Origin of the sequence: Dactylosporangium sp. CA-233914, from assembly GCF_050942935.1 — a bacterium.
Classification (GTDB): domain Bacteria; phylum Actinomycetota; class Actinomycetes; order Mycobacteriales; family Micromonosporaceae; genus Dactylosporangium.
The window spans coordinates 3547804-3568552 of sequence record NZ_CP192030.1; the positions used below are offsets into that span (position 1 = coordinate 3547804).

18 protein-coding genes are annotated in these 20749 nt (G+C 70.5%); 4 read left to right on the forward strand and 14 right to left on the reverse strand.

What is annotated here, in order from left to right; translation table 11 throughout:
* Nucleotides 1–46: 46 nt before the first annotated feature.
* The 3 genes from ACQPY0_RS16310 (at nt 47) to ACQPY0_RS16320 (ending at nt 2449) form a co-directional block, all read left to right on the forward strand.
* The gene (locus ACQPY0_RS16310; protein WP_432989570.1) at nt 47–826 is read left to right on the forward strand and encodes an electron transfer flavoprotein subunit beta/FixA family protein; all 780 of its coding nucleotides are present in this window, start codon (nt 47–49) and stop codon (nt 824–826) included.
* Nucleotides 827–835: 9 nt separating this feature from the next.
* Nucleotides 836–1795 carry an electron transfer flavoprotein subunit alpha/FixB family protein gene (locus tag ACQPY0_RS16315; protein WP_432989572.1) on the forward strand — a complete coding sequence of 320 codons (960 nt, stop codon included), beginning with the start codon at nt 836–838 and terminating at the stop codon, nt 1793–1795.
* 105 nt (nt 1796–1900) lie between these two features.
* Complete coding sequence (locus ACQPY0_RS16320) at nt 1901–2449, forward strand: MarR family winged helix-turn-helix transcriptional regulator (protein WP_432989574.1); 549 nt, start codon at nt 1901–1903, stop codon at nt 2447–2449.
* A gap of 30 nt (nt 2450–2479) precedes the next feature.
* On the opposite strand, the gene ACQPY0_RS16325 is transcribed toward ACQPY0_RS16320, so the two are convergent.
* The 5 genes from ACQPY0_RS16325 to ACQPY0_RS16345 all read right to left on the reverse strand — a co-directional run bounded on the left by ACQPY0_RS16325 (nt 2480) and on the right by ACQPY0_RS16345 (nt 6116).
* The gene (locus ACQPY0_RS16325) at nt 2480–3187 is read right to left on the reverse strand and encodes a hypothetical protein (protein ID WP_432989576.1); all 708 of its coding nucleotides are present in this window, start codon (nt 3185–3187) and stop codon (nt 2480–2482) included.
* An 88-nt stretch (nt 3188–3275) separates the two neighbouring features.
* Nucleotides 3276–4730, reverse strand: coding sequence for a hypothetical protein (locus ACQPY0_RS16330; RefSeq protein ID WP_432989578.1), 1455 nt, complete (start codon nt 4728–4730; stop codon nt 3276–3278).
* Nucleotides 4727–5011, reverse strand: a complete 285-nt coding sequence (locus tag ACQPY0_RS16335) for a hypothetical protein (protein ID WP_432989580.1) — start codon at nt 5009–5011, stop codon at nt 4727–4729. Before ACQPY0_RS16335 ends, ACQPY0_RS16330 begins: the two co-directional genes overlap by 4 nt.
* Before the next feature lie 2 nt (nt 5012–5013).
* Complete coding sequence (locus ACQPY0_RS16340) at nt 5014–5826, reverse strand: ABC transporter ATP-binding protein (protein WP_432989582.1); 813 nt, start codon at nt 5824–5826, stop codon at nt 5014–5016.
* A gap of 92 nt (nt 5827–5918) precedes the next feature.
* Complete coding sequence (locus tag ACQPY0_RS16345; RefSeq protein WP_432989584.1) at nt 5919–6116, reverse strand: helix-turn-helix domain-containing protein; 198 nt, start codon at nt 6114–6116, stop codon at nt 5919–5921.
* A 478-nt stretch (nt 6117–6594) separates the two neighbouring features.
* Between ACQPY0_RS16345 and ACQPY0_RS16350 the strand changes: the two genes are divergently transcribed.
* On the forward strand, nt 6595–11415 hold the full coding sequence (locus ACQPY0_RS16350) for an AAA family ATPase (protein WP_432989586.1): 4821 nt from the start codon (nt 6595–6597) through the stop codon (nt 11413–11415).
* Nucleotides 11416–11500: 85 nt separating this feature from the next.
* Here ACQPY0_RS16350 and ACQPY0_RS16355 read toward each other — a convergent pair whose 3' ends face one another.
* From ACQPY0_RS16355 to ACQPY0_RS16395, 9 genes are read right to left on the reverse strand one after another with little or no spacing between them, the layout of a single operon-like run.
* The gene (locus tag ACQPY0_RS16355) at nt 11501–12724 is read right to left on the reverse strand and encodes a cytochrome P450 (RefSeq protein ID WP_432989588.1); all 1224 of its coding nucleotides are present in this window, start codon (nt 12722–12724) and stop codon (nt 11501–11503) included.
* 34 nt (nt 12725–12758) lie between these two features.
* Nucleotides 12759–13754, reverse strand: coding sequence for an LLM class flavin-dependent oxidoreductase (locus ACQPY0_RS16360; protein ID WP_432989590.1), 996 nt, complete (start codon nt 13752–13754; stop codon nt 12759–12761).
* A complete protein-coding gene (locus ACQPY0_RS16365) occupies nt 13751–14848 on the reverse strand; it encodes an NAD/NADP octopine/nopaline dehydrogenase family protein (RefSeq protein ID WP_432989592.1) in 1098 nt (365 codons plus the stop codon). Before ACQPY0_RS16365 ends, ACQPY0_RS16360 begins: the two co-directional genes overlap by 4 nt.
* Nucleotides 14845–16017, reverse strand: a complete 1173-nt coding sequence (locus ACQPY0_RS16370) for a mandelate racemase/muconate lactonizing enzyme family protein (protein WP_432989594.1) — start codon at nt 16015–16017, stop codon at nt 14845–14847. Before ACQPY0_RS16370 ends, ACQPY0_RS16365 begins: the two co-directional genes overlap by 4 nt.
* A 38-nt stretch (nt 16018–16055) precedes the next feature.
* Nucleotides 16056–16808, reverse strand: coding sequence for an ABC transporter permease (locus ACQPY0_RS16375; RefSeq protein ID WP_432989596.1), 753 nt, complete (start codon nt 16806–16808; stop codon nt 16056–16058).
* Nucleotides 16805–17602 (reverse strand): ABC transporter ATP-binding protein, encoded by a 798-nt coding sequence (locus tag ACQPY0_RS16380; RefSeq protein ID WP_432989598.1) that lies wholly within the window; start codon nt 17600–17602, stop codon nt 16805–16807. Before ACQPY0_RS16380 ends, ACQPY0_RS16375 begins: the two co-directional genes overlap by 4 nt.
* The gene (locus ACQPY0_RS16385) at nt 17599–18303 is read right to left on the reverse strand and encodes a GntR family transcriptional regulator (protein WP_432989600.1); all 705 of its coding nucleotides are present in this window, start codon (nt 18301–18303) and stop codon (nt 17599–17601) included. Before ACQPY0_RS16385 ends, ACQPY0_RS16380 begins: the two co-directional genes overlap by 4 nt.
* Nucleotides 18304–18318: 15 nt before the next feature.
* Complete coding sequence (locus ACQPY0_RS16390; RefSeq protein ID WP_432989601.1) at nt 18319–19434, reverse strand: M24 family metallopeptidase; 1116 nt, start codon at nt 19432–19434, stop codon at nt 18319–18321.
* Nucleotides 19435–19493: 59 nt separating this feature from the next.
* Entirely contained in the window at nt 19494–20387 is an 894-nt protein-coding gene (locus tag ACQPY0_RS16395; RefSeq protein ID WP_432989603.1) for an ABC transporter substrate-binding protein, read from the reverse strand.
* Nucleotides 20388–20749: the final 362 nt, after the last annotated feature.

The following is a 20749-nucleotide window of genomic DNA, read 5'->3' on the forward strand; positions in this document are numbered from 1 at the left end:
CGAAGAGATCTCATCCAACTGAGCGTAGAGAGGACGTCGAAGCGCGATGAATATCGTCGTACTCGTCAAGCAGGTGCCTGATTCGGGCGCGGACCGCAGCCTGCGCAGTGACGACAACACCGTCGACCGCGGTTCGGCGAGCAACGTGATCAACGAGATGGACGAGTACGCCATCGAGGAGGCGTTGAAGATCAAGGAGGCGCACGGCGGTGAGGTCACCATCCTGACGATGGGTCCGGACCGGGCGACCGAGTCGATCCGTAAGGCGCTGTCGATGGGCCCGGACAAGGCGGTGCACGTGGTGGACGATGCCCTGCACGGCTCGTGTGCGGTGGCCACCTCGAAGGTCCTGGCGGCCGCACTCGGTCAGCTCGATGCGGATCTGGTGCTGTGCGGTTCGGAGTCGACTGATGGTCGAGTGCAGGTGCTGCCGCACATGATCGCGGAGCGGCTGGGTGTTGCGGCGCTGACCGGTGCGCGCAAGCTGACCGTGGACGGGGCGACGTTGACGGTGGAGCGGCAGACGGAGGAGGGGTACGAGGTGGTCACCGCCTCGACCCCGGCGGTGGTGTCGGTGTGGGACACGATCAACGAGCCGCGGTACCCGTCCTTCAAGGGCATCATGGCGGCGAAGAAGAAGCCGCTGCGGACGCTGTCCCTGGCCGACCTGGGCGTCGCCCCCGCCGAGGTGGGCTTCGACGGCGCCACCAGCACGGTGCTGGAGCACTCCACGCGCCCGCCGCGGTCCGGCGGCACCAAGGTCACCGATGAGGGCTCCGGCGGCGTGCAGCTGGTCGAGTTCCTCGCCACCGAGAAGTTCGTGTGAGAGGTCCGCATGTCTGAGGTTCTCGTCGTCGTCGAAGCCACCCGGGAATTCGGCGTCAAGAAGGTCACGCTGGAGATGCTCACCCTCGCCCGCGAGCTGGGCACCCCGGCCGCGGTCGTGCTTGGCGGCGCCGGCGCCGCACAGGCGCTGGCCGCCAAGCTGGGCGAGTTCGGCGCGGGCAAGATCTACGCCGCGGAGAGTGAGGAGATCGACGGCTATCTGGTGGCGCCGAAGGCCACCGTGCTCGCCGACCTCGTGAAGCGGGTACAGCCGGCCGCGGTGCTGCTCGCCTCGTCGCAGGAGGGCAAGGAGATCGCCGCCCGGCTGGCCGTCAAGCTGGACAACGGCATCCTGACCGACGTGGTTGCCCTCGATGCGGACGGCACCGCCACGCAGGTCGCGTTCGCCGGTTCCACCATCGTCAAGTCCAAGGTCACCCGCGGCCTGCCGCTGGTCACCGTCCGCCCGAACTCGCTCACCCCGGCCCCGGCGCCGGCCACACCGGCCGTCGAGCAGCTCACCGTGCAGGTTCGTGAGACGGACAAGCTGGCCAGGGTGGTGCAGCGCGTCGCCGAGCAGAAGGGCACCCGCCCCGAGCTCACCGAAGCCTCGGTCATCGTCTCCGGCGGCCGCGGGCTCGGCAACGCCGACAACTTCACACTGGTCGAGGAACTGGCCGACCTGCTCGGCGGCGCCGTCGGCGCGTCCCGCGCCGCGGTCGACTCCGGCTTCTACCCACACCAGTTCCAGGTCGGGCAGACCGGCAAGACCGTCTCCCCGCAGCTGTACGTCGCGCTGGGCATCTCCGGCGCCATCCAGCACCGCGCCGGCATGCAGACCTCGAAGACCATCGCCGCGGTCAACAAGGACCCCGAGGCCCCGATCTTCGAAGTCGCCGACTACGGCGTCGTCGGCGACCTGTTCACGGTCGTCCCGCAGGCCGCCGAGGAGATCCGCAAGCGCAGGTGACAGGAGGCGTTGCCCGGCCATCGCTCGCTGCCGAGATCCGAGCCGCGAGCGGCCGCGAGGAGGCGTCCACGTAGGCTGGGGCCCGCGTTGCTGAGAGGAGGGCGTGTGCCTCGACCCGCCGCCCACGAGCTGGCATCGGCCGGCAGTGTGGATCTGTCACCCGCTCGCAGGGTCGACCCGGGCGGCCTCCTCGCATCGCTGGGGGCCATCGTCCATTGGTCGGACAGCCACGACGTTCGGGTGTCGACGATGAAGGCCGCCGGCTTTCCGGTCGACGACGTCGTGCTCTTCCTCGCCGTCAATCAACTGGCTTACCGAGGAGCACTCCGCCCCACCGAGCTCGCCCGAGCGCTCGGCACCGGACGTTCCAACATGACCAAGATCACCCGGCGCCTTGAGGAGGCCGATCTCATCCTCCGGACTGCGGACCCGGCCGACGACCGAGGGGTCCTCATCGCCCTCTCGTCCAGGGGACGCGACATCGGGGAGAAGATCATCGGCCATGCCGAACAGCGGTTACGAGAATCCCTCGACGATTGGCCTCGCGCCGACCGCGAGGAACTGAGGCGGTTGCTCGCAAAGTTGGCAGACGCGGCAATCGCCGACGGGTACCAGCCGATACCCCACGCGGGATCGCAGCCTCCCGGGGCCTGACCGCGAGCCGCACGTTCATCGGATCAACGGTCAGGCGAGGCCGCGCCACAGCTGACGGCCGTCGACCGACGTTGGCCAAAGGTTTGCCAGGTGCACAGCCAGCGCCGCGATCCCCGCGGCGAAGAGCCAGGGTTGCCACGCCCCGGCCACGGTCAGGGGGAGGGCGGCGGCCGCTCCGGTGAGCGGGCCGGTGGCGGCGACCCAGCGCAGCGGGGCGCCGGTCAGGTCGGGGCGGATCACGGCGAGGTGCCACGGGCCGATGAGGAGGGCGCCCGTGCGGGGGTGGCCGGTGCGGCGGCGCAGCGCGATCAGGTGGGCGGCCTCGTGCAGGGCCAGCGTGACCGCGACGGCGGCCGGGGTCAGGGCGGCGGCGAGCACCGCGGCCGGGTCGCCGCCGAGCAGCCGGGCCACGGCGGCCACGGGCAGACCGAGCAGGGCGAGGGTGCGCCAGGCCCGGCCGAGCAGGTGGGCGACGCAGCGGGCGACGGCCGGGGGCGCTCCGGCGGGCACGGGGACCCGCCGGATCGCCAGGTCCAGCAGCATGCGCAACTCGGCGTCGTCGCCGTGCCGCAGTGCCCGGAGGGCGGCGCGGCGCGGTGCGCCCGGCGGGAACCGGACGTGGACGGCGCGCAGTCGGGTGAGGCCCAGGGCGGGGCCGATGTCGGCCGGGGCGAGCGGCAATCGGCCTGCGGCGTGCGCGCGGGTGAAGAGGTCCCACTCGCCTTCCGGTACCGCCACATCAACCGCACGGTGCGCATTGTGCAGCACCCCCGGCACACCGGGCTCGACACCGGCGCTCGGGTGGAGCACTGGGCCGGCGACGCGATCAGAAGACGAGGTCACGTTCCCGCCAGCGGGCGAGCCTGCGGTACAGCAGGATGCCGCCGCCCATCACGAGCACCACCACCACGATCGGCAGCACGTTGCTGGCGGCGAGCTCGTTGAAGGCCATCGAGACCGCCAGCCCGACCGTCGTGGCCAGCACGACCGCGGCGACCGACGAGAGCGGCTGCTCCTCGCCGACCGGGATGACGAGCCCGACCAGCATGGTGGTGGCGAACGTGGCGACCATCGGCGGGGTGGCCCCGAGCACGAGGCCCGGGTCCCAGCCGGGGGTGGCGAGGAGCGCGGCGCTGATCGCGCCGAACACCACCAGCCACAGGATCGCCGTCGCCGCCCACTTCGGCCCGACCCAGCGGCCGCGGCTCGCGGTGGCGGCCCGGTAGATCCAGTGGTGGGTCCAGGTGGCGCCGTAACTGGACAGCGGGACCAGGCCGAGCATCGCGAAGATGAGCAGCCCGCCGGCCGGCCAGAACAGGACGTCACGGACCGGTTCCACGACGGCCACCGCGATCGCGGCGCCGATCAGGACGAAGATCAGGGCCACGTTGCCGGGATGGCGGGTCGCTTGGAGCAGTTCGAGGAGGGTGAGCGAGCGCGGGCGGCGGCCGACGCGGGCGGTGCGCAGGCCGATCAGCCGCGAACGGTCGCCGGCGGGGTGCCGATCGACGAGGCTGGAAGTGGCCCACCACACCAGTGCCGCCAGGAGCACGACGCTGAACGCGATGGCGAGCGCGCCGGCGGGGGCGGCAAGGCTGGCGTGGGTCAGCGCCCGCAGCAGCCACCGGGCCGCGGTCGGGTCGTCCGTGCTCGCCTGGTTGGCGACGCATTGGTACCCGACGAGCCCGAACATCGCCAACGCGCCCACGGCCTGCGCGAGGGGGCGGTGAATGCCCACGAGCCGCACCGTGAGGCTGACCAGCAGCCGGAAGACGCTGGCGGCGACGAGCATCCCGCCCAGCGCGACCGCCAGCCAGGACGCGACGACCGCGGTGACCTCGGCCGGGCCCGGCGCCCCCTGGATCGACAGCCATAGGAACGGCGCGGACATCGACCCGGCCAGGCCGAGCGTCAGCAGCATCGCCGGGAGGTCGAGGGCGAGCCGGCGCTGGACGGCCCGCATCGGCGCGGTCGCCAGCAGCGTGCCGAACGCCGACTCGTTGGGGATGAGCAGGATCAGCCCGACGGCGCCGAGCGCGGCGGTGGCCAGGGTGAGGTTGAGGGTGAGCGCCAGCAGCAGCTCGTGCAGGCCGGCCCGGTGCAGTTCGTCGGCGCCGACCGCCTTGCGGGTGCTGACCGCGAGGTACACCCACCCGGCCGCGGCCAGCAACAGCGTCACGACCACCGCCCGGTAGGCCCCGACGCTGTCGCCGAGGGCCCGGATCATCTCGCGCCGCCAGCTGCGCAGCATGGCCTCGGCGACGGCGGTAACGCTCCTCACGGAGCCCCGTTCGCGCTCGTCCGGCGGCGGGTGAGGCCGATCGGCAGCCCGACGAGCACGGTCAGCGCGAGCAGCCAGACCAGCAGCCCGACCGGGTTGAGGTCCACGGAGAGCAGGTCCTGGCCGGTCCCTGAGTGCGCGGTCAGCAGGAGCGGGATGTCGACCGTGCGCTCGTTGGAAACCGCCGTGATCATGCCGCCGACGGCGATGACGATCACGGCGAAGACGGCGAGGACGGCACCGCTGCCGAACGCCAGGAACCACCGGTTGTTGCGTCCCATCGTCAGCTCCTTACTCCGGCGACCGGCTCGTGGCGCCGGCCGAGCAATGAGATCTCCCGGATGCGGGCCCGGGCGCCCTGCGCGCGCGACTCGATGCCGGTGGCGGTGAGGAACACGTCCTCGAGCGTGGACCGGCCGAACTCGGCCATCAGCGCGGCCGGCGACCCGCCGGCGACCAGCCGGCCGCCGGCGATGATCCACACCTGGTCACAGAACGTCTGCGCGGTGAGCAGGTCGTGGGTGGCGACGAGCACGCCGCCCGCGTGGGCCACGAACGCCTCGACGAGGGCGCGCAGCACCACCGCCGCCTCCGGGTCGAGGCCGCGGAACGGCTCGTCGAGGATGAGCAGTGCCGGGCCGTGGCACAGCGCCGACACGACCTGGAGCTTGCGCTTCATGCCGTGGGAGTATTCGGCCACCAGCTTGCGGGTGGCGCTGGTCAGGTCGAGCAGGTCGAGCAGGTCGGCCATCAGCTCGGTGGAGAACTCGCGCTGCAGCCGCCGGCCCAGGTCGAGGAACTCCGCGCCGGTGAGGCTGGTCGGCAGTGCGAGGTCGTCGGGCACGAACCCGAGCTCGCGCTTCGCCTCCGGGCTCTGATGGCCGTGCCCGGCGATCGTGATCGAGCCGGCGGTCGGCTCGATCACGCCGGTGACGGAATGCAGGATGGACGACTTGCCGGAGCCGTTCGGGCCGAGAAGTCCGGTCACGGAGCCCGCGGCGACGTGCAGGCTGACGTCGTCGACGGCCAGGAATCGGCCGTACCGTTTCGTCAGCCCGGCCACTTCGAGCACCGTTTCCGGCGGGGTGTCGCCCATCCTGCCCTCCACTGACTATCGCCGACGGCTGGTTCTGGCTGCGGAACTCGAAGCAGTCGAATCCGATGTACACGGCAAGGTTTCGGAATCGTTTAGCCATCGGCATTCGTGATATAAGAATCGGTATCTTTCGGGTTATCGGTCTTTCCGATGCCGGCGATCGCAACCGCTCCGACGGAGGCCTGGGTGATGAGGGCGCTGGACTGCGAGCAATGCCGGTTCCTGGCCGCCTGGGATATTGATCCACACTCGACGATCTCGACAAAGGTCTTGAGGTAACCGACGTGCACGAAACCTCCCCCGAGGGTTCCATGTGAGTCGCCGCAATCAAATCGATCATGGTCGAATGATTGATCCGAGTGTATCAGCTCGGCCGGAGCGATCGGAGCCGTCAAGACCTCGATACCCCGAGGTGCCGTCACCCCGCTTAAGTAATCGCACTAATGGCGTGAGTCGTGCGGATACAAGGCGATGGATGTCGCGTCGGCGGCGGCCACCATCTACACCAGTCGCATGGGGCTGGGGCATGGGACTCGCCGGCTGAGCCGGTGATGGTCGCGGTCGGCAGCGCGCCGCTCGCCGTTGCCCTGAAATGGGGGTATGCAGGGCATGAGGCGGTTTCGACTCTGTGTGTGAGGCTGTCGGATGGGGGCAGCTGAAACAATGGTTAGGCGAGATTCGGCCGCTCGGGGCGTGGTGCACGAGAGCGAACACACCCGCGTCACTCGGCTGTGTGTCGATGGGCATGTCGTTGTCCGCAAGGAGCCGTTGGGACCGGATGCCCAGTGGCGGGTGCGACACGAGCTGGCGATACTGGAGCGGCTGCGCGGCGTCGAAGGGGTCGCGCAGTTGGTGGAGGTGTCGCGGTGCCCGGGGTCGATCGTGCTGGCGGACGCTGGTGCGGTGAGCCTGGCCGGGTTGGCGAAGCCGCTGGCGGTTGGTGAGCTGGTCGGGCTGGCGGTGGGACTGGCCCGGGCGGTGGCGGGGATGCACCGGCGGGATGTGCTGCACCGGGACATCACACCGGCGAACGTGCTCATCTCCCGTGACGGTGCGCCGTGCCTGGTGGATTTCGCCTTGGCGACGTTGTTCGCCGAGATCCGTCCCGAGTTCACCCATCACACCGAGATCGTGGGGACGTTGGCGTATCTGGCGCCGGAGCAGACGGGGCGCACTGGCCGGCCGGTGGATCAGCGGGCCGATCTGTACGCGTTGGGTGCGACGTTGTACGAGTCGGCAACGGGTGCGCCGCCGTTTGGTTCCGGGGATCCGTTGCGGCTCACGCATGATCATCTGGCGCGGGTGGCGGTGCCGCCGGCGCGGGTGAACCCCGCGGTGCCGGAGCCGTTGTCCGAGATCATCATGCATCTGCTGGAGAAGGAACCGGACAACCGGTACCAGACTGCCGAGGGCGTGATCCACGACCTGGAGCGGTTGCGGGACACCGGCGTGCGCCCGGAAGCGGCTGCGCTGCGGGTCGGCGAGTGCGATTTTCCGCTGCGGCTGCTGCCCCCGTCGCGGCCGGTCGGACGCGATGACGAGGTGGCGGCGCTGGAGGCGGCGTTCGAAGATGCGCTGGCGGGCCGGTGCCGCGGAGTGCTGGTCGACGGGGCGCCGGGGGTGGGCAAGACGGCGTTGGTCGACGAGCTACGGCCGGTGGTGACGGCCGGCGACGGCTGGTTCGTGGCGGGCAAGTTCGACGAGTACCGGCGGGATCTGGAGTTCAACGGGGGGCATCAGGCGTTCCGCGCGTTGGGTCGGCTGTTGCTGGCCGAGCCGGAGGACGAGCTGGCCAAGGTCCGCGATCGGATCCTGGAGACGACCGGCCAGAACGCGGGCCTGATGACCGCGGTGGTGCCTGAGTTCGCGGCGCTGCTGGCGGTGCCGCCCGATGCGGGAGATCCGCTGACCGCGCAGGTCCGGGCGCAGCGAGTGGGTGTGGACGTGTTGCGCGCGGTCGCTTCGCGCAAACGGCCGGTGGTCCTCTTCCTCGATGACCTGCAGTGGGCGGGGCGTACGCCACTCGGCTTCGTCGACCTCGTGCTGAGCGGGGAGCGGATCGACGGCCTGTTGCTGGTGGCCACGTACCGCGAGGACGACGTGGACCCGGCGCATCCGCTGGTGGCGCCGCTGTCCCGATGGCGTGAACTCGCCGGAGTCCAGCACCTACGGCTGGTCAACCTGCCAGTGTCCGGCTGCGTCGCCATGGTGGCCGAGATGCTGCGCGTGGACCGGGCCACGGCGGCGGGCCTGGTCGACGTGATCAACCCGTCCGGCAATCCCTACGAGATCGTGGAGGTGCTCAACGCGCTGCGACGTGACGGCGTGCTGGCCGCGACGGCCGCCGGGTGGCGGTGGGACGCGGCGGCCCTACGCGCTCACCTGGGCCGGTCCGAGGTTGCCGGGCTGCTGGCGGCCGGTGTTCAGGCGATGCCGCCGGCGTCGCGGCAGACGGTGCAGGAGATGGCGTGTCTCGGCGGGCGAGTCGAGCTGAGCCTGTTGCAGACCGCCACCGGCGAGCCGGCGAGCGTGGTGGATCAGCGGCTGGCACCCGCCCTCGACGAGGGCCTCCTGGTGGTGGAGCCCGGGATACATCAGGCGGTGCGGTTTCGACACGACCGGATCCGTGAGGTGATCCTGCGCGGGCTGCATCCCCAGCAGCGACACGCCCTGCACCTGGCCATGGCGCGGCGGCTGGCGGCGGTGCCGGAGTTGTACGCGGTCGCGGCGGAGCAGTATCTCCCGGTGGTCGACGCGGTCGACGACGCCGTGGAGCGGCGTCGGGTGGCGGGGCTGCTGCGGCGCGGCGCCGACCAGGCCGCGTTGATCGGGGACTACGTGCTGGTGAAAAGGCTGCTGGCCGCCGCGCTGCAGCTCATCGACCCGGGTGAGACCGCCACGCTGATCGAGGTGCATACCGCCCGCCACACCGCGCTGTACAGCATGGGACGCCTGGAGGAGGCGGACGAGGAGTACCGCTCGATCGACCGGCTGTCCAGCACCACCATGCAGCGTGCGGACGCGACGTGCATCCAGGTGCGCAGCCTGACCCACCAGCACCGTTTTGCGGAGGCGATCGGACTCGGCCTGGAGTCGCTGCAGGAGCTCGGCATCGCCGTACCAGCCACAGACCGGCTCCCGATGGAGCTCGACCACCAGCTCAACTATCTGTACCGGTGGCTCGAGCAAGACGCCGACGGGCTGACTCGGCCGGACATCACCGAGCCGACACTGCTCACCGCGACCCGTCTGCTCGACACGCTCTTCCCGGCGGCCTACTTCGCCGACCTTCCCCTGTATGCCTGGCTGAGCCTGGAGGGGTTGCGGATATGGATCGAGCACGGCCCTGCCCGTACCCTGGTTGGACCGGCCGGTACCGCTGCCTTCGCCGCGGTGGGGCTGCGCAGTGACCGCGCCGCGTATCAGGCGACGCAGCGCATCCTGGCCTTCAGCGAGGCGCGCGGCTACGAGCCCGACACCTCAGAGGTGCGCTTCCTGTCCGCTCTCGTGAGCTGCTGGTTCGAGCCGATCGAAAGCAGTGTCCCAACAGTTCAGCGGGCCCGCGAAGGGTTGATCGCGGGCGGCTACCTGGCCAACGCCGGATACAGCTACTCCCCGACCGCGGCGAGCCTGCTGGATTGCGCACCATCGCTGGACTTCTACGTCGCCGAGGTGGAGGAAGGACTGGCCTTCGTGCACCGTACCGGCAACGAACAGATTACCCACTGGCTCGACTCGTTCCGGTGGCTGGCCGGTGTGCTGCGCGGTGAAAGCTCCGCCGTAGCCGGTGAGGCGGTCTCCATCGACCGGTACGCCGGCAACCCGACGGCGCTCTTCCACGCGCACGTCACCCGCGCGGCCGCCGCCGCGATCCTCGCTGATCCGGCCGGCCTGACGCGGCACGCCACGGCGGCGATGTCGCTGGTACCGGCTGTCCTGGGTCTCTATGTAACCGGTATGGCCTACCTGCTGCGGGGGCTGGCCCTCGCCGGGCAGGCTCAAGCCAGCCACGGTGGCGAGCGCGGCGCTCTGCTGACCGAACTGGACGAGGTGACGCAGTGGCTGGCCGCACGCGCCGCGGACGCGCCGGCGAACTTCCAGCACCTGCTCCGGTTGCTCGAGGCGGAGCGGGCGTGGGCGGTCGGTGACTTCCATGCCGCCGCCCTCGCCTTCGACGCCGCCCGGCGCGAGGCCGCCCAGTATCAGCGGCCATGGCACAGAGCCCTGATCACCGAGCACGCGGCCCGCTTCCACCTCGCCCACGGCCTCGAATACGCCGGCTACGACCTGCTTCTCGAAGCGCGCCAGGAGTACCTCGCCTGGGGTGCCACCGCGAAAGTCGACCAACTCGACTGGGCCTACCCGACCCTGCGCCCACAACCCGGCACCACCGTCGCGCAGCGCGCTGACCAGAACGGGAACCAGACCGGGGATTCCCCGCACCAACGGGCCACCGTCACCACCGGAGCGCTCGACCTGCTCGGCATCTTGTCCGCCTCGCAGGCCCTGAGCTCCGAGACCAGCATCGAACGGCTGCACGCCCGCGTGGTCCAGGTGGTCAGCGCCATGACCGGTGCCACCGACGTCAACCTGCCGCTGTGGAGCGACGAGCGGCACGACTGGCTGCCGCTGACCCAACACGGCGGCACCGAACACGCGGTCCCGATGTCAGTGCTGCGATACGTTCAGCGTATCGGTGAACCACTGGTCGTGGCCGACACAACCCGCGACGACCGCTTCGCCCGCGACCCCTACTTCACCGGCCTCGGCTGCTGCTCACTCCTGGCCGTACCCGTCCTCAGCCGCGGCCGGCTACGGGCCGTACTACTGCTGGAAAACCGCCTGATCCGAGGCGCCTTCACCACCGAACGACTCGACGCCGTCAAACTCATCGCCAGCCAACTCGCCGTCTCCCTTGACAACACCCACCTCTACGCCGAACTCACCACCTCCCGCGCACGGATCGTCGCCACCGCCGACCAGACCCGCCGACGCGTCGAGCGCGACCTGCACGACGGCGCCCAGCAGCGACTGGTCTCCCTGGCCCTGCAACTCCGCGCGGCACAAGCAACGCTGCCACCCGAACTCGACGCGCTCAGCGCACAGCTCAACCACGCCGTCGCCACGGCAACCGACGCGCTGGACGAGCTACGCGAGATCGCCCGCGGCATCCATCCGGCGATCCTCACCGACGGCGGCCTCCGCCCAGCACTACGCGCGCTCGCCCGCCGCTGCCCGATCCCCGTCCACCTCGACCTGCGTACCGGGGCGCGGGTGTCCGAACACGTCGAGGTCAGCGCCTACTACGTCGTCGCCGAGGCGCTCACCAACGTGGCCAAACACGCACACGCCTCGACCGTCACCGTCACCGCCGAAACCGACCCCGCCGACACCGTCCTGCACGTCGCAGTAGACGACGACGGCATCGGCGGCGCCGACTTCACCCGCGGCACCGGCCTGCTCGGCCTCAAAGACCGAGTAGAAGCACTCGGCGGCCGAATCACCCTCCACAGCCCCCGCGGGGCGGGAACCAGCCTGCGCGTAGAGCTCCCGCTCACCGCCACGAACAGCGACGTCACCCCCTGCTGACCGCGTCCGTCGCATCGCGGTGGCGATCGGGCCGGCCGCCGATCACCACCGAGACCCACGAGCCGTGCCAGGGCGGGGCCGAGGCTCAGCCGGTCGATCGCGGCGGATGTACGGTGATGGGCAACGAGCCCCAGCATCGAAGGGTGTTGTTCAGCAGCCGTTCGGGCTTGCCCGCGGGCTCGATCGAGCCGGCCTTGCGGGCCAGGGCGGACAGCAGGGACTGGCCTTCCAGCCGGGCGAGATGCATGCCGACGCAGGCGTGGATGCCGACTCCGAAGCCGACATGGCCGGAGGCCGCGCGCATCACGTCGAAGCGGTGCGGATGCTCGTACCGGCGCGGGTCGCGGTTGGCGGCGCCCAGGCTCAGCAGCACCCGGGAGTCGGCCGGAAGCCGGACCGGGCCCGGCAGGTCGGTGTCGGTCACGGCGAGCCGGTAGAACATCTGCACCGCAGAGTCGACCCTGATCGCCTCGTCGAACGCCACCTTCGCCAGGCCCGGGTCGCGGGCCAGTCGCGCCCATTGCCCGGGATGCGTGGCGAGCTGGTGGATGGCGGATGCGAGGGCGGCCACCGTGGTGTCCACCCCGGCGCCGAGGATCGACCGCATGAGCATCGGCGCCTCGTCGGCGGCGAGTTCGCCGGCGTCCACGGCCTCCCACAGCAGCGCGCCGAGGCTGCCGGGTTGCAGGTTGCGGTCCTGGGTCATCCGGGTGACGACGGCGATCGATTCCTCGGCGGCGGCCAGTGTACGCCGCGTCCGCTCGTTGGCCGGGCCGGTCGCGTTGAAGGCCACGTCGCCGTAGATGACCAGGTGCGGCGCGATGTCGGGCGGGAGGCCCAAGGCCAGCGTGAAGACCTTCAGCGGGTACGCCTCGGCGATGTCTCGCACGCCGTCGACCGTTCCGGCTTCGAGGATCTCGTCCATCAACGCGTCCGCGGCTCGGTCGAACGTCTCCTCCAGGCCGCCGAGCGCTCTGGGGGAGAACATCCGGTTGAGCACGGCGCGCCGCGACGTGTGCTCCGGGGGATCGGCCTCGAGGAGAAGGCTGGGCGTGCGCCACATGCCCTGGGTACGCCGATCGGTCAGCCCGACACCGGCGCTGGAGATCAGACGGCGCCAGTCGCGGAGCCCTTCGCGGACGGTCTCGTGCCGGCCCACGGCGTAGGCGCCGTACTTCGTCAGCCAGACCAGCGGCGCGTCACCGAGCAGCAGGTCGTGGAACTCGGTCGGGTCCTCCAGCGCGGCGTCGGTGTACGGGTCCACGTCCGACACGAGCGTGCCCGCGGGCAGATCCGGTGGGATGGTCACAGTCGCCTCCTCATGGCAGCGGAACGGACGCTCATCAGCCCGTGGAACGGGCGCGGACGGGAGCGATGACACCTTCGGCGAACTCGTGCATGGCGTCGGCGATCCGGGCGGCGCCGCCCAGGAAGATGGCGGTCCACCCGGTCACTCCGGCGTCCTGGGCCGCCATCACCATGGCCGCGATCTCCTCCGTCGAACCGCAGGCGACGAAGCGGCGGACGTCGTCGTCGGTCACGTCCTGCGGGGTCAACCGCCGCTCGCGCGCTCGCGTGCGGGCCCGATCCGACACCCCCATCAGCTCCAGGACCGCCGGGGCCGTGGTTCGGATGAGCATGGCGGCGAAGTGCCGCACAGCCTCCGGTATCGCCTCACCGGGACGCAGGATCACGACGGTCTGCCAGCTGACGTGCCGGTCGCCGGGGAGCAGGCCGGCCTGCTGCCGGGTCCAGCGCACCAGCTCGGGCCGGAAGAGCGCCTCGGCGAGGATGCCGTCGGCCACGCGTCCGCCGGCGGCCAGCGTCTTCGGGCCGCGGGTGCCCAGATAGATCCGGCAGTCGGCCGGTTCGATGTCGAGCGACAGCGCGGTGTGCACGAATGCGTCCGGTGCCGGCTGCACCGTCTCGCCGGCGAGCAGCGCCCGCACCAGCGAGATCGAGGCCACCAGGCGGGACGTCGTCGCGCCGGCGCCCAGGCCCAGCGGGTTGAGGACGAGGTTCACGTTGCCCATGCCGAGGCCGAGCACCCAGCTGCGCTGCGCCGGATTGCGCCGGTCCAGATGGACGAGCGATGCCATCGCCCGCGCGATCTGCACCGGATGGCGGCTGAACGGATTGGTCAGGGCCAGCCCGAGGTGGATCGGTGTGGCGGCCGCGATGTCGTTGAGCAGCAGGAACGGGTCGGCGTACAGCTCCTGGTCGGGCACCCAGAACCGGTCGTACCCCAGCCGTGTCGCGGCGAGCGCGAGGTCGCGCAGCTCGGCCGGCTGCCGCGACGGGATCGTCGTGCAGGAGAACTCGAACGCGCCCGCGGTCATAGCGACGCCAGCAGTCGATCGCGGTCGAGACCGTCGATGCCCAGGCGCGCCGCGGTCATTCCGGCGCTCAGGTAGTCCGTGTCGTTGACCACGCCGGCCAGCGCGATCAGGGCATCGATGACCGGGGTGGGCACCTCGACGCACCGCGCCAGCGCGCGCATGGCGACCAGACCGGCGCCGACGTCCTCCTCGACGTAGCGGTCGCGCAGGGAGCCGGGCGCCATGATCTCGCTGTTCGGGCCGCTGTGGTGGACGGCGAGGTACGTGTCGTGCCGGGCCCAGACCTCCTGCGTGATCAGGCCGGCCGCGTGGAACATGTCCCGGAAACCGGGCAGCTCGACGCCGTACGCGCTGCCGATGGCCAGCCGCTCGCGGTCGACGCCGTCCATGATCCGGGCCACGCCCGGCGTGACACCTTCCCGGTAGAACCGGAAGCCGCCGGATGTCGCCTCGATCCAGCCGACGTTGCCGATCATTCCGGCCGGGTGCATGACCGCGTTCAGGTTGGACAGCGATGACTCGATGACGGAGCCGGCCGGTACCAGGCCGTCGAACGCGGCGGCGAAGGTGGACACCAGGGCGGCGGTGGCGGTGGCCGGGAGGACGCCGGTCAGCAGGTTGTCGAGCCGGCGCCACACCGCCACCTCGGTGGGGCCGGTCAGCCGCGCGACGAACGGCAGCGTGCAGGTCTCGCCGATGACGACGTCGGTGAGATCCGGCCGCAGGCTCCGCACGACGGTACGGAAGGCCAGCGCGCCACCGGTGTGCCCGGGCGCGAGCAGCACCGCGCTGCCCGGCCGTAGATGGGGGGCCAGCATCCGCGCGTACTGCCCGATGGCGGATGTGGGCACCATGACCACGATCCTGGCGCCCGGTGCGGCCGCGCCGTCGAGTTCCGAGACGAACTCGACGTTCGTCGTGGTGGTCCGGGCGGCGCCCTCGACGAGCGTGATGCCGCCCGCCGCGCGGAACCGCTCGGTCTTGGCGGCGTCGCGCCCGTACAGCTGGACCGGGATGCCGCGCTGGGCGATAGTGGCGGCCGCGGCGCATCCGCCGGAGCCGTTGCCGACGATGACGAAGCTGTCCGCGTTCACTTCCGGACCACCTCGCTGCTCACGGTGTACCGCTCCATCTTGGCCGCATCGACGTCGATGCCCCAGCCCGGGCCGGTCGGAATCATCACGTCGCCGCCGACGTAGTCCATCGATTCGGTGAGCACGTCGTCGAGGTACATCCGGCCGGCGACCGTGGTCCGGGGGTCCTCCGCGATGGTGGACAGCGGCACGAGGCAGGCCTCCGACATGCTGGTCATCGCGGCGGCCAGGTGAAGGTTGGCGAGGTTGCCGACGCCGGTCTCCCCGGAGCCGTTCACGTTGGTCCCGATGCCGAACGCCGTGGCCACCGCGTCCGCCGCCAGAGCGCCGATCGGCCCGCCCGCCTTGGAGGTGTAGATCGAGGCCCGCTGCACGATGCCGTGCCGGGCGATCTCCGCCATGTCGTACGCGGTCCACATCGACTCGTCCGCCATGACCGGGAAGGGGATTCGGGCCGCGAGGCTCTCCAGCTGGGCCAGGCTCTCCGTGGGCTGCTCGACGTATCGCAGCGGGACGTCGGCGAGGCGCCGCAGGACGCGCTCGGCCTGCACCGCGCTGGACCACGCCCGATTGGCGTCCACCGCGAGGTGCACGGTGTCACCGACCTCCTCGTGGATGCGGCGGATGAGCTCCACCTCACGGTCGGCGTCCTGGCCGACCTTGACCTTGATCGCCCGCACTCCCTCCGCGACGGCGGCGAGGACTTCGGCAACGGCCGTCGTCGTGTCCATGAAGCCGATGCTGTGGCCCAGCTCGATCCGGTCGCGGCGCTTGCCCCCGAGCAGCTCGTAGACGGGGACGCCGAGGTCACGGGCGAGCAGGTCCAGCACGGCGCACTGGAACGCGGTCTTGGCGTACGGATGGCCCCGGACCTGCGCGTCCGCGAGCGCCAGGATCTCGTGCCGGTCGGTGAACGCGACGCCGAGCACGGCCGGCGCGACCAGTTCGCGCAGCACGTAGTCGGCCGTGTCGAGGGTCTCGCCGTAGTACCGGCCGTGGTCTCCGCCCCAGCTGGCCAGCGCCGTCGCCTCCCCCCAGCCGTGCCCGCCGCTGTCGGAGACGACCTCGAGCAGCAGGTACCGGCCGATGTCCTCGGTGAGCCCGGCCCAGCGGTGCGGCCGGCGCAGCGGAAGGTTGACGCGATGCAGAACAAAGCTTTCGATCTTCACTTCTTCCCTCTCGATGAGGCGCCGCGAGCGGGCCGGGGTTACGCGGCGGAGGCCAGGGCGGCCGGCTGCCAGCCGAGCGTCAAGCGCTCGATCAGGCTGATCACGGAGTACGAGACGACACCGATGACGGATGTGACCACGAGTGCGGCGAACAGCGTGCTGGTGTCGTAGCTGTTGCTCGCCTGCAGCATCACGTAGCCGAGCCCCTCCGAGGCGCCGAGGAACTCGCCGACGATCGCGCCGACCGTGGCCAGCGAGATCGCGACCTTCATGGCGGACAGCAGGTACGGCAGCGCCGCCGGCAGTCTCAGCCGCCACACCACGTCGAGCCGCGATGCCCCGAGCGTGACGAGGTACTGCACCATCTCCGGCTCGACGGCGCGCAGCCCGCGAACGAGGTTGACGACGATCGGGAAGAACGCCAGGGCCCCGGCCATCACGACCTTCGGCAGCGAGCCGTAGCCGAACCACACGACGAAGACGGGCCCGAGCGCGGTCTTGGGCACCGACTGCGTGGCGACGAGCAGCGGCATCACGGCCTCGTCGCCGAACCGGGTCAGCGAGACGAGTAGCCCCAGACCCAGACCGATGAGGACGGCGAGCGCGAAGCCGGTCCAGATCTCGTACGCCGTGGGGCCGATGTTCTGCCAGAGGTACTCGCGCTGCGTCCACATGCCGGAGAAGACGGTCGACGGCGCGGGCACCAGGTAGTCGGCGACATGGAGGACCCGCACGACGAGTTCCCACGCGAGCAGGACCGCCGCGGCGAGGACGGCAGGCCGCCACCTCATGGCCGCACCGCGCTGGGATGCAGCAGGCCCCGCAGGTGGTCGACGAGTTCATGGAACTCCGGCGTCCGGCGCGACTCGGGATCGCGCGGCCGGGGCAGGTCGATGCGCACCGTGGCCAGCACCGTTCCCGGGCCGTCGGACATGACCACGACCTGGTCCGACAACAGGATCGCCTCCTCGATCTGATGGGTGACCATGACGATCGTCGTCTGCTCCCGCTGCCAGAGCGTGAGCAGCTGTTCCTGGAGCCGCTCGCGGGTGATCTCGTCGACCGCGCCGAACGGTTCATCCATCAGCAGCAGCTTCGGTTTGGTCACCAGCGCCCGGGCCAACGCGGCGCGCTGGCGCATGCCGCCGGAGAGCTCGTGCGGGCGCAGGCGTAACGAGTCCCGCAGGCCTACGGTCTCCAGCAGGCCGATCGCCAGCGCGCGGCCCTCGGGGCCGACCTTGCGCTGGGTGATCTGCAGCGGCAGCATGACGTTGTCCAGCACCGTCCGCCACGGCAGCAGCAGCGGCTGCTGGAACATGAAGCTGAGCGTTCCGGTGACGTCGACGTCCTCGGCCGGCACGCCGTCGAAGCGCAGCCGGCCCGAGTGGGGCTTGAGCACCTTGGAGATCACCTTCAACAGCGAGCTCTTGCCGCACCCCGACGGTCCGATGATGCTGACGAACGAGTTGCGCCGGACGCTCATGTCCACCCGTTCGACGGCGACGACGTCGCGTTTCTTGCTGCGGTACCGCAGCTGGATGCCGTCCAGGTCGACGTGGGCCGGCGCGGCCGCGGGGCCGGTCATCGCCGGACCTCGGCTCGGTCCCCGATGATCTGGGCGGTGAGGACCTTCTGATAGGAACGCGCGTGCTGCGAGGCCGCCGCCGCGGCCGCGTCGGCGTCGCGCGCGGCGATCGCCTCGTAGATCGCGGTGTGTTCCCGGATCGAGGTCTGGCCCTGGGCGGGCATGTCGATGCCGCGCTGGAAGGTCAGGTCGAGGATCGACGCGTCGTGCAGCGAGTCGAGGTACGCGATGATCCGCTTGTTCCGGCTCGCCGTCCACAGCTGCTCGTGGAATCGCCGGTCGAAGGCCCGGTAGTCCAGCCACGTGCAGCCCGTCTCGACCGCGTGCCGCGCCGCCTCGATCGTGCTCGCGAGCCGTTCGACGTCGGCGTCCGTCATGTACTGCACGGCCCGCTGCACGCAGAGCACCTCCATCACCTCGCGGACGTCGTAGAGGTCGCGCATCTCGTCGAGATCGAGCGGGCGGATCATCACCCCGCGCTTGGCGATCCGGTGCAGCAGCCCCTCGTGAGCCAGCCGCGAGACCGCCTCCCGGATCGGCGTCCGGCCGACGCCGACCTCCTCGGCGAGGGCCTGCTCGGAAACGAGCTCGCCGAACTTGAACCGTCCTTCGCGGACCAGCCGGCGAAGCCCCTCGTACGCGAACTGGGCCTGACTGGTCTCGTCCGGTTTCGCCGCCGAGCGGCTCGTGGGAATCTCCATAGGTAGAATGCTCCGCTAGTCACCGACGACGTGGAGCACGCCGCCGTCCAATCGCTGCGACAACAGCTCGACGCCGCCGGACGTCAGGCGCACAACGTCCTTGACCTGCAGGCCGAATCGCCCCGGGACCATCGCGAACGGTTCGACACCGACGATGGCGCCCTCGATCAGCTCGTCGGTCGAGCCCGCGCTGATGTAGGGCGGCTCATGCAGGTCGAGCCCCATCCCGTGCCCCCAGAACGCGATCGCGTACTCGCGGAGGGGGCCCAGGGCCTCGACGTAGGCCGCGTAGACGGCGCGCGGATCGGCGCCCGGGCGCAACGCCGCCAGCCCGGCGGAGCGGGCGCCGCTGAGCGCGCTCCACAGCTGCGCCACCTCCGGCGCCGGCTCGCCCACCACGGCGGTCCGGGCCACGCCGCCGTGGTACCCGCCGGCCCCGCCGAAGACCTCGACCCGGATCAGGTCGCCGTGTTCGATCTTTCGATCGGACGGGGGCACGTTGGGGTACTGGCTGCGGGGACCGCTGGCGACGATGAGCGCGCGGTGCTCGTCGACGCCGCTGGTGTACAGCGAGGACACGATCCGCTCCGCGATCTCGAACTCGGTGTCGCCCACCCTGACCGCCGCCAGCGCGTCGGCCAGCGCCGAGTCCGAGGCCGTCACCAGCTTGCGGATCACTTCGGTCTCGTCCGCCGTCTTCGACATCCGGCCCCGGGCGACCTCCTCCTCGCAGGGCACCCAGGTCACCGCCGGCAGCAGGTCACGCAGCGCGTCCATCGCTCGCGCCGGGAGGTAGTCGGTCTCGACGCCCAGCCGGAGCGGGCCGGTCCCGGCCCGCTCGCGGATCATGCCGGCGAGAACGGCCATGGCGTCGTCGTCGAACTCGCGCCACACGTAGAGCGCCGGCCCGTGCAGGGCCTCCGCGACCGTGCTGGCCTCCATGTCGACGCTGAGAACGGCGTCGACACCGGCGGCGTTGACGAAGGCGCACGCGTAGCGCCAGCGCATCAGGCTGTGCGACGGGATGCGCAGTCCGGTGGACCAGATGAACGACTGGGGCGACATCAGCAATAGACCGTCGACCCGCAGGTCGTCGATGATCGGCCGGAACGCTGCGACGTCTCGGGTCACGGGGCTCTCTTTCTCTTGCTGTGGTAATTCACTCTTGCCGTGGCGGCTGGACGGGGCGGTCAAGAACCCAGGTACGACGCGTTGTAGACGTCCGGGAGCGTGATCGCCTTCGAGCCGAGCAGCTTCTCGCTCTTGTACAGCTCCAGCAGATTCGTCCACGCGGCCTCGTCGTAGCGGCCGTACGCGTCGCCCATCAGCGCGAGGATCATCGGCAGCATCTGCTTACCCGCCTCGGGATTGAGCTTCGGGTACTGCGCTGCGAGGATGTCGAGCGCCTCGTCCGGGTGTGCCTTGGTGTACTCCCAGCCCTGCTTCGTCGCCGTGACGAAGGCCTTGACCGACGCCGGGTCGCGCTGGGCGAATGCGCTGTTGACCACGACGGCCGAGTTCGGGATCGCCGGCTCGCCGGCGTCGGCGAGCATCAGCGACTTCACCGCGAGCCCCTGCAGGCCGAGGGACACGCCCTGGTTGTACGGGTACGCCACGATCGCGTCGACGTCGCCGGCCAGCATCGCCGGTATCAGGTTCGTGCCGACGTTCACCTCCTCGATCTTGGTGCGATCGAGATGGTTCGCGGCCGCGACCGACAGCCACTCCTTGTAGACCGTGCTCGTCAGCGTGACCCCGAGCTTGTGTCCGTACAGGTCTGCGAGCTTGCTCAACTGCACCTTCGCCGGGTTGTAGACGATGGCCGTGGGTGAGCTCTGGATCTGGGTGAACACCGCCGTCAGCGGAATGCCCTTCGAGGCGGCCGCGAGGATCTCGCCGGCCCCCATGATCCCGAAGTCCGCCTTGCCCTGGCCCACGAGCGTTCCGGTCGTGACCGAGCCCTGGCCCTCGGTGATGCCGACGTCGATGCCGGCATCCTTGTAGAAGCCTTTCGCCTTGGCCACCAGGTAGCCCGTGTGCTGAGCACCGGCCAGGTAGTCAAGCTGCAAACTGACCGGCTTCACGGCGCCGCCGCCGCTGTCCGCCGCGCTCTTCGGCGAACCGGAACCGCACGCCGAAGCACCCATACCGACAGTCGCGAGGACCGCCGCCACTACCACAAGCCGCTCTCGAAGCATCGCGAACCCTCGACCGTCTGTTAGATCCAGCATGGATATCTCTTGGATATAAGCGTGACGAGGACGCTAGGAGCGCCTTGTTGCTTTTAGGTTTCCAATCGGTAACGACTTGGTGTCGGCGCCCTGCCCCGGCGGGTTGGCGGAAAATGCTGCAATACCAGCGAGGAGGGGCGATTTGCACGTCCTGTGATGGCTTGCGGCCCCTTCATGCCATTGGCGATACTCGATTGTGGCGTATCGCAAATCGG